Source organism: Oceanobacillus kimchii X50 (assembly GCF_000340475.1).
Lineage (GTDB): Bacteria > Bacillota > Bacilli > Bacillales > Amphibacillaceae > Oceanobacillus > Oceanobacillus kimchii.
Genome location: NZ_CM001792.1, coordinates 3,269,722 through 3,285,492, shown reverse-complemented (window position 1 = coordinate 3,285,492; position 15,771 = coordinate 3,269,722). Strand labels below are relative to the sequence as shown.

The following is a 15,771-nucleotide window of genomic DNA, read 5'->3' as shown; positions in this document are numbered from 1 at the left end:
TTAAATAGTCCAGAGTAATGTTTTAATTAAATCTGGACTATTTAATTGCTACGTTGGATTTTCATTTTCAATAGTTAGTATTTCCTCTTGGTCGGTAGAGCTCGTACTATTGAATAAGTGTACTCTATTTTTCCCATTATTTTTCGCCTTGATTAATAGTTCGTCAGCTTGGATATAGGCTTTTCGAATATCATTGTTTTCTTCGCTACGATAGTAATTTAAACCAAATGTAGCAGTGTAGTCTACATCAATAGTATTTCCCCTGTATTCTGCTGGTGCACTAGTTCGTTCTACTTCTTCTTTTAGAAGCATAACAAGTTTTTGACACTCCTCATATGTTCTATTTGTTAGTATAATTGTAAATTCTTCTCCACCACTACGAAATACATAATCATGGTGATTAAGTTTACTTTTAATATGGTTGGCAAAGTGTTGAATTACCTTATCACCCACGTTGTGGTTATACGTGTCGTTAATTCGTTTGAAGGTATCAATATCGGTTACAACTATGCCTACATACTGTTCAGATTCATTGAGTTCGTTCATTATCTTATTCATATAGGTGCGATTATGTAGTTTTGTAAGGAAATCAGTATACGCCATTTGTTCAAATCGATCTCTTTCTATCTTATGTTGTAGAGTTCGAGATTGAAGAACTGCTGATCGGCTTACTAAGTAGTTTAGTATAAACAATCCAATAAGTGCTTCCCAATGTTGTTGTGTTAAAAATAAAAAAAGTAAACCATTGGAAATAGCACCTTTTAACGTGTCTAACATGCTTTTTCCTTTTATAAACGCCCATGCATCTTGGCCAGTACTAATATTGCCTGCAAAATGGAATATTATAAGTAATAGAATAGAAGATAAAATATCAATCATAATAACTATAGGTATTAATAAAAACCAGAAACCAAATTTAAGATGTTCAAGATATGGATAGACAGTAAAAAAGCAATAGTATCCAAATACGTTAAGAAGAGTAGGTCCACCGATGTTATAAAAAGTATGAAGAAATTCATCTTCATCTGCTGTGCCATTTTTCTTACGAATAAAATACACATAAAATCTGCTAAATACTTCAAAAATAAATAATCCTAGCGGTCCAGTATATAAAACTAAAGATAAATTATATGAGATACTGTAGTCTACATTTACATTCCCAGTTCTCACAATTGTTTTCAGATTGGAATATAAAGCTGTAAACAAGAAATATACTAAAAAGATGAGTAGATAAGTAGAAATATTAACATCAATTGGTCCAGATATAAATGCAACAGTTATTGCGGAAGCGAAAATAAATAGTATAAAAAAGCGTAACCGGTACATAGAATTAATCCTTTCCAAAGTTGATTTTTTAGTAGATAGATAATAGGCTATTCTACCTATGTTTAAATATAATAGCACATAAAGACCGTAATTGTAAGAAATTATTGTAAAATTTAACAATTTAATTTTAAAGGATAAAAAGTTCATTTTAATTGGTAGTAATCAACATTGCTTTTTGTATACATGTATACAAAATAAGTAAACAAAAGTAAACTTATAATGTATACATGTAAACAAATAAGAAAACATATTGACACGCCAATGTTTTCAAAAAGATTACAAGTATACAACAATATAAACTTTATGAAATTAGTACTTGAGGTTTTCATTTAAAAAAGCTATGCTAGATTCGTAGGTTAATAGAAGAGAGGAGTAATATGATGACAAAATCAAGAATTGCTGCAGTAGATGTAGGAAATGATGCTTTAAAAGGAAACTATGGAAAGTTAGAAAATGAATTATATATTCCGAATGTTATTGCTCCAGATTTAGAAGAAAGACCAGTAATTGGAATTGAAGAGTTGGATGATAAGGAGATACTAGAGAATATACATATCCGAATTCACTCTCCTGCCCTATCAGAGAATAACCTTATTTATAGAGTAGGGAGCTTGGCGACAAAGACAACTAATTCACAAGAGTTAGATCAAGGCAGTAGTAAATCAGAAGAGGACCAAACATTGATTATGTTGTTAACTTCATTGGCACTAGATGCTGTAAGTACCAGTGATTTTGAAGAGAAAAATGGAGTAACTGATGCAAACTATACATTAGGTACCGGCTTACCACTTCGTGAAGTAAAAGAAGGAAAAGACGTAGCTTATCGTTCCCACTTATTAAGTTCAGTTCATCAAGTTGAATTTCTTGTAACACCAAAATATCAAGGTAAAAAAGTCAATATAAAGTTTGATGAAGTTAAAGTATATCCAGAAGGATTCGCTGCTTATGTGAATTTAATAATGGATAATGATTTAAAAGTTATCAACAAAGATTTAATAGATAAACAAATTCTTATTCAAGATATCGGTGGTTTATCCACAGATATTGCTGTTATTCGAAATCGGAATGTGGATGATGATAAAGCACAAGGATTTAATTTAGGTGTGTCTGAATCGTTGGAACAAATACGAGAAGAAATCCGGACTAAACACGGAGTAGAATTAGACAGTCGTCGAGATGTAGTAGACATTATAACCAGGAAAAATGATCGGAATCATATTATGGTAAAAGGAAGTCGTACGAATGTCCATGATATTACAGACCATATACTGTTAGAATTAGCGAAGAAAGAGTATCGTTATTTAAGAAATGTATGGGCGAAAAATTCTCAATCAGAAATTTGCTACTTTGTGGGTGGCGGATCGGCTGTATTAAAAGATTATCTTAAAGCATTAAACAATAAATTAGATGGCTACAATATTGAATTCTTTGAAGATGAAAATGAGAGCATTTGGATGATGGCGAATGCATATTATAAGCTAATCACCGACTTTGTGCGAAAATCTACTCCACAAGTAGATAAAGAAAAAAAGACTACGAAATCAAAATAAGGTGATTAAATGGTAAAGAAAATTGAAAGAGGTCAAACGATAACATTTCGAGTACCCTCTGACACCCCAGATTATTTGTTAAAACAATTGCAACAGTTGAAAGATATAGAAAGAAGAAACTTTTCGAGTAAAATAGCACATTTTGTTTTAAAGGGTATTCATGAGACGGTAGTTCGAGAAAGAGAGACTGTAACAGTTCCTTTGCCTAAACCATTAACAAGAGAGCAGAAAAGCTGGTTAAAGCATGAGCATTCAGAAGCTATGATTGGCTCTATTTTGTATCAGCTTCTAACAGACCCAAAAAGAGTTACATCTATAATGACAACGTTAAACAAAGATATTGAAGAAGCTGATCAATACCTAGGGCACGTAGAAGACCCGCCTGTAGAATTTCATGAATCTGCAGCTGCGACTGAATTTCGTATAGATGACTTCGATATTGGAGAGTTAGATGTTCATAACAACGAAGAAACTACAGAGGAAGAAGCAGAGGAAGAGGATCCGCTTGGAGATTTCTTCTCTAGTATGAATAAATAGAAAAAGCTGTCGGGAATTATTTATTTCCGGCAGCTTTTTTGATGATAAATATAATAAAACCTAAACTTTTCTGTTATCAATTGGGTAACAATAGTAAATGAAGAAGTGAAAAAGAGGCAATAATTTGGCAGATAGGGAGAAGAAAACTGCTCGAAGCAGTTCAGAATTAATCTTATTATCTAATTAAAACTTCATTAACAAGAAAATAACATACATATTTTTTCTTTATGTAGTCAACATATATTGTAAGACTAAATTAATGAGGAGGATTATTATGGAAAATAATCAAAAACAAAACGAACAAATGAATAGTAGTGCTGTTCCACCCCAAATGAATCATGGGGGACATGAAATGTTTGATGTTCATGAAGTCTTATCAGGTTCGATTAATACTATAAACACATATACACTTCTGAGTGAACAAATTAGAGACCCGGAACTTCGAGATATACTTGAGCGACAAAAATCGTTTATGAAAGAGGAATATAATATTACTTTAGAATGTTTTAAAACTGGTCAGGATCCTTCAATGCCCACCCAAAGTTATAAAATGAATCAAGATAATCAATTTACCTATGGATTAAAAGCGTCTCAACCAAAAAAACCAATGCAAGCAACAGCAGAAGTAAATGATGAAACAATAGCTCTTGGTATGTTAAGTGCTGTTAAAGCAAGTGTACCAGTCAAAGCTGGAGCAGCATTAGAAACCACGAACCCCGTTGTACGTAGAGTTCTTGCGGATTCACTTCCAAACTGTATTGAAATGGCTTATGAAATTTCTTTGTATCAAAACAAACATGGTTATTACCAAGTACCACAACTTACACCGCAAGATATGATGCAGATGCAGGAAGGATATGCACCTACTAATGTTCAATCACAAAACCCTAACAAGCCACCTTTACATTAAAAGAGTATGCCTCTTCTCTTTTGAAGGGGCTTTAAGATTTTCTTTTTTAGTCAATTGAAATAACAGTACTTAGAAAGGAGCTGCTCAGATCATGAATGAAGATAAAGAAATTAATTCAAATAGTAAAAACGATCAGTTAGAATATTATCGAAGTGCTGATAGTGAGGACAAAGAGCTCACCACTAATCAAGGAGTTAAGTTAACCGAAGATGAATTATCTTTAACAGCCGGTGAAAGAGGACCCACCTTAATAGAAGATTTCCATTTCCGTGAGAAAATGACTCACTTTGATCACGAGCGTATACCAGAACGTGTTGTACATGCGCGTGGTTTTGCTGCTCATGGGGAATTTCAAGTATATGAGTCAATGAAACCTTACACAAAAGCAAAATTTCTACAAGATCCAAGTATAAAAACACCTGTCTTTGTTCGATTTTCTACCGTTGTCGGTTCTAGAGGATCGATGGATACACCTAGAGATGCTAGAGGGTTTGCCACGAAATTCTATACAGAAGAAGGAAACTTTGATTTAGTGGCGAATAATATTCCAGTATTTTTTATTCAAGATGGTATAAAATTTCCAGATGTAGTTCATGCCATAAAGCCAGAACCACATAATGAAATGCCTCAAGCAAGTGCTGCTCATGATACATTCTGGGATTGGGTTTCTCAAAACCAGGAGACTGCCCATATGGTTATGTGGCTTATGAGTGATAGAGCTATTCCTCGGAGTTTCCGAATGATGGAAGGTTTTGGTGTACACACATTTCGATTTGTTAATGATGAAGGAAAAGCTCATTTTATTAAGTTTCATTGGAAACCAGTACTAGGCACTCATTCGCTAGTTTGGGATGAAGCCCAAAAACTTGGAGGGAAGGATCCTGATTATAATCGTCGTGATCTTTGGGAGTCGATTAACATGGGAAACTACCCTGAATATGAGCTTGGGGTACAAATTTTAGAAGAAAAAGACGAATTTGCATTTGATTTTGATATCCTTGATGCAACTAAAATATGGCCAGAAGAGGATGTTCCAGTGCGAATTATTGGTAAAATGACTTTAAACAGAAATGTAGATAATGTTTTTGCAGAGACTGAACAAGTCGCTTTTCATGTAGGTAATGTGGTGTCTGGAATTGATTTTACAAATGATCCACTGCTTCAAACGCGTTTGTTTTCCTATACGGATACACAATTACTTCGATTAGGAGGTCCGAATTTTCATGAGATACCAATTAATCGACCAGTATGTCCATTCCATAATAATCAACGTGATGGATTTCATCGGCAAACGATTAATAAAGGACAGGTTTCCTATAGAAATAATTCTCTAGCTAATAATTCACCCCATACTGTAGATGAAGAGAATGGTGGTTTTGCTCATTATCAAGAAAAAATCGATGGACGTAAAATTAGGGCAAGAAGCAAAAGTTTTGAAGATCATTTTAGTCAATCAAAGTTATTTTGGAATAGTATGAGTGATGCTGAAAAACAACATATTATTGATGCTTTTCGATTCGAACTAGGGAAAGTGCAACATAAACCAATCCAACAAAAGGTGGTTGATATGTTTGCTAAAGTTGATTATGAGCTAGCCAATGCAATTGCAGAAAAAATTGATGTAAATGTACCTTCAGCAGATGTTCAAAGTAAGGTGACAAAATCCTCCCCAGCATTAAGTCAAGAAAACACACCTAAGTTACCAAATACTCGAAAAATTGCTGTCATTATTTCAGAAGGATTTAATGGAGTCGAAGTAAAAAGAATTATTGAAAATATACAAGCAGCAGGGATTCAAGTAGCGATATTAAGTGATAAATTAGGTCCGATTTTAGCAGATGATAATAGTCAACTAGCATCTATGCATACGTTTGTTACAGATTCATCGGTAGTGTTTGATGCTGTGTATATTGCAGGAGGAACCAAAGCGGATAAAATGTTTGAGAAAAATGCTAAAATGTTTATGCAGGAAGCATTCGATCACTATAAACCAATTGGAGTCTCTAATGAAGGAGAACAATGGTTTAATCAAAAACAATTTCCAAGTAAATTAGGTGTCATTATAAGTACTCACCAACCGGAGCATTTTTCGAAGCAATTCATAGACGCAGTTGCCGCACATCGCTTTTGGAATAGAACAATATCATAAGTGTTTAAGAAGGGACCTAAGATATTCAAAAGGTTCCTTTTTATCCTGCATGTAACTGAATAGAGTATCTCCACTTTGAGACAATGAGGAGTAGCGAAAGTGGGTAAGTGGGAACGACACTCCCACAGAACGAAGTTTCACTTAATTATTTTATTACATATCCAAAAAATAAATATATTTTATCAATTTTTACCTTTCTTGATGCAAATAAATAACTTCACGTAAAAGTTTTATAAGATGTGGTGTGACAGTTAAGGTACCGATTTTTCTATGGGAAAAGGAATCTTCTTAAATAAATTACTTTAAATAGTTTGTAGCGTAAGTTGACTTATTAGATGAATAAAAATAAACAACAGAGTCAAGCTAATTACCGAAAGGAATGATATTGATGGAATGGGATTGGATTTGGAAAGCAGTATTAATTGTAGTTGCAGGAACCTTACTATTGCGTATAGCAGGACGAAAATCAATCTCACAAATGACACTTGCTCAAACAGTGATTATGATTGGGATTGGCTCATTATTAATACAACCTATTGCAGGAAAAAGTGTTTGGGTTACTATTGGTGTAGGACTAATTTTAATATTAACTTTAATTGTTATGGAATTTATACAAATAAAAAGTGATAAGTTAGAGAAATTTTTAACTGGAAAATCTATTGTTGTGATTGAAGATGGACTACTTAATGAAACAAATCTTCGTAAACTTCGATTAACTGTTGATCAATTGGAAATGAACTTACGACAACAAAATGTTTCTAGCATAAAAGATATTCGCTGGGCAACGTTAGAATCTAATGGAAGAATTGGTTTTATATTAAAAGAGGAAGCAAAGCCAGCTACAAAGAAAGATATTGAAGAATTGAAACAAATGCTTTTTCACTATATACCGAGAGAAAAACAAGCTGATTTCTCTGATGAACTATTTGTTGAGGTACGTCAAAAAGAACATAAGACAAGTCCTCCCAAACATTTGCGTTAAATTTATTTTTGTACTAATTAAATAAACGCTTCCCTAGCAATGAAAGAGGTATAAACCTTAATTAATAAGAAATCTGAATGTTACACTGTTTGATTTCCATTGCAAACAGTGTTGTTTAGCTAGCTTGAAAAAAAATACATAATTTCTGAATGGAAGTTTCAAGATCTGCTATTTTGAGTAGGAGGATGCCGTCTATTATAATCAGAGCTGGCTAGTCCTCTAAATCGGAATGTCATATGACGAATTAATTAAAAATATTAAAATTTAACAAATACAAACCAAGTATTGTTGGTTCTATTAGGATAGATCAGCAAAATAAAATATCAGAAAAGTTTCATTATCATCAGATTAGTTTCCTTCTTGAGCTTGATTTGTCATAATAGAAAAGTGGTAAAAAATTAGTTTTCGTTACTGGAAAATGATTTAATATAATTATTAATATCTATTGATTATAAAATTGTTATGTGCTAGAGTTTAATACAAGATATAGAAATCGATAACTAACAACAATACTATATATTGTGTTCTTGTTGAGGCAATGCCACAATGGTGTTTCATTGGTTTTCAAAGGAATAAAGTGAATATTCCAATAAACTTTTAGCTGGAAGAACGAGAATTTCTAGATGTTCAAATGGTAAGTTAAGAAGGTCTAACAAAAGCTGAAAAAGTTAAGAGACTACCTAACAAGAAGTAGTTTGATATCTCCTCGTGAAGAGATGGTGAAGATAGAGTAAATTATCTGTCATTAACAACCGATCTCTAGATAGGGAGATTGGTTTTTTTATTTATACATAATTTTTGATTTTTAGGAGGGCGTAAATATGACAATGGACATTGGAACAACGTTGGAAGCATCAGCTTGGCAAAAGGTAGAAAAAGCAAGTCAAAATCTGAATATAAACAAAGATGAATGGTATGAGAAAGCAGAGAAAATTATTCATACAAATAGTTCAGAAGCTAAGTTAGAGGATGCGCTTATTAATGTTGCTTTAGAAAACATGGATGAAGCTAGTCCTAATTGGGGTTTTGCGGCTGCGCGTATCTATGTAGAAAAATTATATCGTGAAGCTAGCAAAAATAGAGGTTATACAGAAGGGTCTTACGGCTCTTTCTACGCATTGTTAGAACAATTAACGGAAAAAGGTATTTATACGCCTAACCTTTTACAAAAATATGCTAAAGATGATATTGAAGCGTTCGGAAAAGCTATTCAACCTGAACGGGACCAATTATTTAATTATCTCGGAATATACACTGTAGCGACTCGTTATTTGGCTACCGATCATGAAAAAAATGTGTATGAATTACCTCAAGAAAGATGGATGGTCATTGCTATGCATATTATGCAAGATGAACCAGCAGACAAACGTCAAGAGTACGTTTTAGAAGCATATTGGGCGCTAAGTAATTTATATATGACAGTAGCTACACCAACGCTCACAAATGCTGGAAAGACACATGGTCAATTATCTAGTTGTTTCATAGATACTGTCGATGATAGCTTACAATCTATTTATGATAGCAATACCGATATTGCTAAGCTCTCTAAAAACGGTGGCGGTATTGGTGTTTATATGGGGAAAATCCGTGCAAGAGGTAGTTCTATTAAAGGATTCAAAGGAATGTCGAGTGGCGTTGTACCATGGATTAAACAACTGAATAATACAGCGGTAAGTGTTGATCAACTTGGTACTCGAAAAGGTGCAATTGCCATTTATTTAGATGTTTGGCATCAAGATATTGAGTCATTCCTTGATTTAAAGTTAAACAACGGTGACGATCGTATGCGTGCTCACGATATCTTTACTGGTGTATGCTTACCGGATTACTTTATGGAACAAGTAGAAAATCGCGGAGATTGGTACCTGTTTGATCCACATGAAGTAAGACAAGTAATGGGATATTCTCTAGAAGATTTCTATGATGAACAAAAAGGTAGCGGAAGCTTTAGAAGAAAATATGAAGAATGTATTGCAAATGAAGCGTTATCGAAACGTAAAGTGCCTGCTATTGAGATTATGAAACGTTTGATGAAATCACAATTAGAATCAGGAACACCGTTTATGTTTTACCGTGATGAAGTGAATCGTCAAAATGCAAATTCCCATGAAGGCTTAATCTATTGTTCTAATCTATGTACAGAGATTACACAAAATCAATCTCCAACCGAGTTCGTAGAAGAGTTCTTAGAAAATGAGAATACAATTGTAAAGAAATTTAAGTCTGGAGACTATGTGGTTTGTAACTTAAGTTCTGTTAATTTAGGTAGAGCAGTGAAAAACGAAGTACTAGAAAGACTTATTCCAATTCAAGTTCGTATGTTGGATAATGTGATTGATATAAATACATTACCAATTAAACAAGCAGAAATTACAAATAGAAAATATCGTGCAATTGGATTAGGAACGTTTGGCTGGCATCATTTATTGGCACTAAAAGGTATTGCTTGGGAGTCAGATCAAGCCGTTGCGTATGCAGATGAATTATATGAACAAATTGCATATTTAACTATTCAAAGCAGCATGGAATTAAGTAAGGAAAAAGGTCATTATCCAGTCTATGAAGGAAGCAAATGGCAAACCGGAGAGTACTTTGACCAAAAAGGATATACAGGAAGTAAGTGGGATGAATTAAAAGCTGATGTCAAACAACATGGGATGCGTAATGGATATCTTATGGCAGTAGCTCCAAATTCCACTACTGCAATGATTGCTGGTTCAACAGCTAGTATCGATCCAATCTTTCAGGTATTCTATTACGAAGAGAAGAAAGACTTCAAGATTCCTGTAACAGCACCTGAGTTAGATCATCGTACGTATAATGTTTATCGTCGATCTGCGTATATTGTGGATCAACGCTTTTCCGTAAAACAAAATGCGAAACGGCAGAAACACATTGACCAAAGTATCTCTTTTAACTTCTATGTTCCAAACACAATAAAAGCATCAGTATTGTTAGATCTCCATAAACAAGCATGGAGAGAGGGTTTAAAAACTACCTATTATGTACGTTCTACATCCAATGATATTGAAGAATGTGAGTGGTGTTCAAGTTGAGGATGATAATAGCCTATCTAACTTATAGTGGTAATACAGAAGAAGTTGCTTTGATGATCCGAGATTATTTACAAAAGGATGGAATTGAAGTGGATTTGCATCGAATCGGTATCGATGCTCCCTTCCATCCAGAAACGTATGATTTGGTGTTCCTAGGTACGTTTACTTGGGAGAAAGGAGCAACACCAGATGAAGTAAAAGACTTTGTCTGGGAAATTGGGTATAAACCATCAAATATGGTAATCTTCGGAACGGGAGATACGCAATTTGGTGGTGACGATTTATTCTGTAAAGCTGTGGATAAGTTATCTGTTTTTTATGGAAGCTCTCATCCTGTACTAAAAATTGAGCAGTCGCCAAGAGGATATCAGCAACGAGCTGTATATGATTGGCTAGAAGGAGTGTTACATCATGCAAAAAGTTATGCTTGAGAAAGCAAAAACATTAGAGCCTAGAAATCCTAATAAATCCACAAAGCTGTTTGGTGGAGAATCAAGTGGAATCCTAAATTGGAATGATATTGCTTATCCACACTGGTATAAAATGTACAAACGATTAGTAGGAAACTATTGGCAAGCAGATGAAGTAAATATGTCTAGCGATGTTAAGCAGTTTTCCACATTAAGTAAAGAAGAACAAGATGCATACCTAAAAATAATTGGATTGTTATCCACATTGGATGCACCACAGACAAGAACAGCATTATTAATTTCTTTATACGCAACCGATCCTTCTGTTCAGTCTATTATGGCGGTAATAGCCCAACAAGAGGCAGTTCATAATGAAAGTTATTCTTATGTATTGTCTTCCGTTGTTTCTTGGAATGAACAAAATGAAGCATTCCAGTTAGGAAGAACAGATGATTTATTATTAAAAAGAAATGAACAGTTAACAGAACAATACAATGCGTTTGTGGATAACCCAAGTATGGAAAATATGTTAAAGACGCTTGTGTATACTTCTCTATTAGAAGGAATGTTTTTCTACTCAGGTTTTGCGTTCTTCTACCATTTAGCAAGACAAAATAAAATGGTAGGAACTTCTACAATGATTAGTTATATTAATCGTGATGAGTTAGAACATGGACGATTTATAACCGAACTATTTCGAGCTACTTTAGCAGAAAACCCATCTTACAATAATGCTGAATTTATTGATTGGATCTATGATCGCTTCCAGCAATCTGTTGAGTTAGAGATAGAATGGTCTCACTACGTGTTAAATAATTTAGAAGGTATTGACATGGATGACATGGATGGTTATATCAAGTATCGAGCTAACAAAATGTTGAGAATGATGGGACTAGAAGAATTATATCCACAACATGTGGAAAACCCTATGAAGTGGGTCCGTGCATATGTGGATAACTTTGATGGTACGAAAACAGATTTCTTTGAACAAAAATCTCGTCAGTATACGAAAACAAGTGATTTAAATGGATTTGATGATTTATAAAAAAGCGGACATTAATAATCCGCTTTTTTAATTTGTGGATATCTATGTAATTTTATATAGTTAAAATAGACTGTGATTTATCGCAGCTACAGATTTTTCTTAATAAATTATCCACAGTAATACATATATTAGAGCGAATTACAAATAACCGAACTACATGATTAGATGGAGGTTAGATACAACTATCATGTAGTTCGGCTTTTAAAGTTCTACTCTTTCAGTACAGTTTTGTTTAAAACTATAAAACATCAAGCGATACTATCTCGCCTGTAACAGCATGTATACCGAAATTAGAATCTAGTTTTCCACAAAGGCGATAACGTGAGGTAGATTTGTCATATACATAGACCGGTGAAATATCAACATCAGGTAATAATTTTTCTATAGCTTCGGTTTCTGTTAACGTTGGAGTGTTTGCTGGGCTAAGAAAATCATACATATTTAATAAAGACTCGGTATCAACATAATTTAGTACATCTAACTTTTCAGAATCAATAACAACATTTATCTTATGTTCTATTACTTTACTATCTTTTTCCACAGGTAATAATTGACCGATAATATAACCAGCATCTCGCCATAATCCGGTTAGTCTCCATTTTCCGCTATCTTGTGGATAATTCATTTGTAAAAAATGAATAATCTTCTCGGTAATGGTAAGTTGATACTCTTTGGAAATAGGTAGATCATTATTAATTATGTCTGCTTGGCTAAATACTTCTGCTTCTGAAAATTCTAATTTTGGTTCCAGATTAACGGTTTGTAACGTCCCTTCTTTTGGCTCTGTCCAACGTAAAACTGTATCTTTTCCAATATAGGAGTTTGGCCGTTCCACCTCATTATAAGATAATGCTTTATTACCATCATTTGTTATAAATACAGATGAAACAACAAAGATAGGGATCCAAGCTTCTTTCTCTTCAGATGGGATCTCTATTAATTGAATTTGTTCTTCTGCAATTGGGTTGATGATATCGCTTGTTAAAGCAAACGGCTCCCAGTTGAGTTGTGATTCATCTGGGAATACGCCGTCTGTTGTAAATTGAACTAGCTTTCCTTCTTCATTAAATTTAATTTGTATTGATCCAGAAGGGAAAACGGAAATGTTATCCACAGATGCTTGGAATGTTAATTCTGTTTCACTTTGATCGATTAATGTAAATTGTCTTCCAAATTCTAATCCAGATTGTATCTCAACCCACTCAATAATAGTTTCTGTATCCTCTTGATTTGGAAAGAGATTCTCTTCTAAATTGTTATTATAATTAGTAAATAACATACGACGAACATTGCCGGAATCTAAATTTAAATCAATGTTAATCGTACTTAATTCAGCAACTTCTTCTGTATTATCATTAGTTGCAGAACTGCTAGGTTTCCAAGTCATCGACAATACGAATCCTGGTTTGTGTGAGTCCAATTTTTCTTGGAAAAATGAATGTGATTCTAAAGTATAATTCGATAGAAGCCACTTATTCTTCGTATCTTCAATAAGTTGTTTCACTTTTTTATTCATATTTACCCTCAATTCATATTATAGCTTAACCACAGTATAGCATTGTTTTCGTGTACTACAAAAGTAAAGCCAAAGCCGAATTCTTAGTACAATAAAAAATGAACTACCCTCCGGAGATGATAGTTCAGTAAACATTATATTATTACTTGAAGTATTGAATGAGTCCATTAGTAATTGCTGTTGCTACTCTCTGTTGATAATCATTTGTTTGCACAATTGAAACATCATATTGATTACTAATAAAACCAAGTTCAACTAATACAGACGGGGCGTTTGTGTCTCTTAACACCTTATAGTTTGCATGCATCGAACCACGGTTAGTAAGTTCTACAGAAGAAGCAATAGAAGACTGAATATCAGCTGCTAAAGGCTGATCATCCTTATGAGCATAATAAGCTGTTGTTCCGCTAACAGATAGCAATGGGAATGAATCAAAATGTATACTTATAAATGCATCTGTTTGATAGTCATTACTAATCCGTACACGTTCTTCTAAAGAAACAAAATAATCGCCACTTCTAGTAGTAATTACATTCGCTCCAGCTTCTTTTAATTGATTCACTACATGGTTGGAAGTGCTATACACGATATCTTTCTCCTGAACATCTCCAATACCAATTGCCCCAGGATCCTTACCACCATGCCCAGGGTCGATAACAATGGTATAACCAGCTAGAGAACCTGAACTTGCTGGTTGTTGTTGTGGAGGATTACTAATGTTCTCTTGACTACTACTCGAAGTCTCCTCGCTAACAACTCCTCCAACTTCTGTAGTTAACCAAGAAGCAATCCAACCTGTTTCTCCATTTTGTAACTTAATTTGGTACCAATCACCCTCAGAAGAAATCACATCAAATTCATCACCTTGATAGACAGAGTGTGTATTTTTATAATTCGTACCAGCTCCAGCACGAATCATTACACTTTCTGCTGCAACAGTTACAGTTAAGTTCTCTTTCATTTCAGGCGAAGTAGAAGCTGAGCTAGAAGTAGAAACTGGCGTTAAATGATGCTTCGCTACCCAAACTTCTTTTCCACCATAATAAGTTTGAACCCATCCATATTGCTCTTTAAAAGTCGTAAGCTGATTGCCTTTGACAAACTGACCTACAATTCTAGAATCATTAGAAGGAGCACTACGAATATTTAAAGTAGAAGAGCTAACTTCATATGTTTCTGTATCATTAGCATAAGTGATAACAGGTGATACTAAATAGCTAAACATGACAATCATCAATGCCATGCAAAATAATGTTGTAATAGATGTTTTCTTATTCATCGGTTCCTCCCCTTTTTGAGATTACTAGATTCTATGATAGTCTTAGGATAACCTAAAAATAATGAGAATAAACATAATTATAAAAAAACAAATACAACATCCTATTTAAAGTAACGCGAGAGAGGGAATATTAGCTTACATTTTTCCCTCTTATAGGAAATTAGATTCTCACTTAGGTCCCAGCAATTTTAGAATCATCTCTTATTATCGACGGATAGGGGATTGTTCTTTAGAAAAATCAATAAAAATTATTTGATTGAAGGTAAAAGGTGGGAGGCAGCTTGTAATGCCTGATGATCAATTGTGATCTCCCCTGGTTTACTTGCTTTTCCAATAACGTATCCTTTAAAATTCATCTGATAAAACTGACAAATATATTGAAATTGTTGTACTAAAGGTAAACCTTTAATCTGTGGAGTATCTCCACCAACAATTATTGCATATACGTCCTTTTTAGATAAAGCTTCTCTGAAATGCGCATAATTAGGATGTCTTAATATTTGCGACCAACGATCAATAAAAAGCTTCATTGGTGTTGACATACTATACCAATAAATAGGGGTAGCAAAAACAATCGTATCGTGTTGCAACAATTGATCAATCAGTAATTGATGATCGTCTTCTATTTTATCAAATCCTTCTTCATCATGGCGCTGATCAACAATTGGCTCGATTTGGTACTCTCGTAAATATATATGTGTACCTACTTCCTTTGGGACAGCACGATAGGTTAATAATTCTGTATTTCCATGCTCCCTTGTTGAACCGTGAAAAACAATTACACTCATGTATATCCTCCTCATTAAGGGAAATGTCTTTTGGTATAAATTTGTGTAAATAGACTGCTGTTTTAGAGTAATATCTTTGTCCAGTTTTAAGCACCTCGTACCTAAGTTAACATCGTATAATTCTGTTTTAAAAGAATTGTGAGCGATTGGCAAGGCGTCAACAGACAAAGACTTAGATAAACTTATGCTTGTGGAAAATGTTAATTGCTCCTACTGATCTCGT

12 protein-coding genes are annotated in these 15,771 nt (G+C 33.9%); 8 read left to right on the top strand and 4 right to left on the bottom strand.

The features are described from left to right. Window positions 1-48: 48 nt before the first annotated feature. Window positions 49-1,326 (bottom strand): GGDEF domain-containing protein, encoded by a 1,278-nt coding sequence (locus C794_RS19965; RefSeq protein ID WP_017798318.1) that lies wholly within the window; start codon window positions 1,324-1,326, stop codon window positions 49-51. A gap of 380 nt (window positions 1,327-1,706) precedes the next feature. On the opposite strand from C794_RS19965, the gene C794_RS16720 reads away from it, so the two are divergent. The 8 genes from C794_RS16720 to C794_RS16685 all read left to right on the top strand — a co-directional run bounded on the left by C794_RS16720 (window position 1,707) and on the right by C794_RS16685 (window position 11,965). Next, complete coding sequence (locus C794_RS16720) at window positions 1,707-2,876, top strand: ParM/StbA family protein (RefSeq protein WP_017798317.1); 1,170 nt, start codon at window positions 1,707-1,709, stop codon at window positions 2,874-2,876. Window positions 2,877-2,885: 9 nt separating this feature from the next. Next, window positions 2,886-3,413: a hypothetical protein gene (locus C794_RS16715; RefSeq protein ID WP_017798316.1), complete on the top strand. Its 528-nt coding sequence runs from the start codon at window positions 2,886-2,888 to the stop codon at window positions 3,411-3,413. Between the two features lie 274 nt (window positions 3,414-3,687). Beyond that, a complete protein-coding gene (locus C794_RS16710; RefSeq protein WP_017798315.1) occupies window positions 3,688-4,323 on the top strand; it encodes a spore coat protein in 636 nt (211 codons plus the stop codon). A gap of 91 nt (window positions 4,324-4,414) precedes the next feature. Next, window positions 4,415-6,472, top strand: coding sequence for a catalase (locus tag C794_RS16705; protein WP_017798314.1), 2,058 nt, complete (start codon window positions 4,415-4,417; stop codon window positions 6,470-6,472). Between the two features lie 388 nt (window positions 6,473-6,860). Continuing rightward, window positions 6,861-7,454, top strand: coding sequence for a DUF421 domain-containing protein (locus tag C794_RS16700; protein WP_017798313.1), 594 nt, complete (start codon window positions 6,861-6,863; stop codon window positions 7,452-7,454). Window positions 7,455-8,275: 821 nt separating this feature from the next. Next, entirely contained in the window at window positions 8,276-10,510 is a 2,235-nt protein-coding gene (locus tag C794_RS16695; protein WP_017798312.1) for a ribonucleoside-diphosphate reductase subunit alpha, read from the top strand. Window positions 10,511-10,512: 2 nt separating this feature from the next. Then, entirely contained in the window at window positions 10,513-10,941 is a 429-nt protein-coding gene (locus C794_RS16690; RefSeq protein WP_017798311.1) for a flavodoxin, read from the top strand. Next, entirely contained in the window at window positions 10,922-11,965 is a 1,044-nt protein-coding gene (locus tag C794_RS16685; RefSeq protein ID WP_017798310.1) for a ribonucleotide-diphosphate reductase subunit beta, read from the top strand. Before C794_RS16690 ends, C794_RS16685 begins: the two co-directional genes overlap by 20 nt. Window positions 11,966-12,203: 238 nt before the next feature. Here the strand turns inward: C794_RS16685 and C794_RS16680 are convergent, their stop codons facing one another. The 3 genes from C794_RS16680 to C794_RS16670 all read right to left on the bottom strand — a co-directional run bounded on the left by C794_RS16680 (window position 12,204) and on the right by C794_RS16670 (window position 15,548). Next, complete coding sequence (locus C794_RS16680; RefSeq protein WP_017798309.1) at window positions 12,204-13,481, bottom strand: hypothetical protein; 1,278 nt, start codon at window positions 13,479-13,481, stop codon at window positions 12,204-12,206. Between the two features lie 142 nt (window positions 13,482-13,623). Next, window positions 13,624-14,760 (bottom strand): N-acetylmuramoyl-L-alanine amidase family protein, encoded by a 1,137-nt coding sequence (locus C794_RS16675; protein ID WP_017798308.1) that lies wholly within the window; start codon window positions 14,758-14,760, stop codon window positions 13,624-13,626. A gap of 248 nt (window positions 14,761-15,008) precedes the next feature. Beyond that, on the bottom strand, window positions 15,009-15,548 hold the full coding sequence (locus C794_RS16670) for a flavodoxin family protein (protein ID WP_017798307.1): 540 nt from the start codon (window positions 15,546-15,548) through the stop codon (window positions 15,009-15,011). Window positions 15,549-15,771 lie beyond the last annotated feature (223 nt).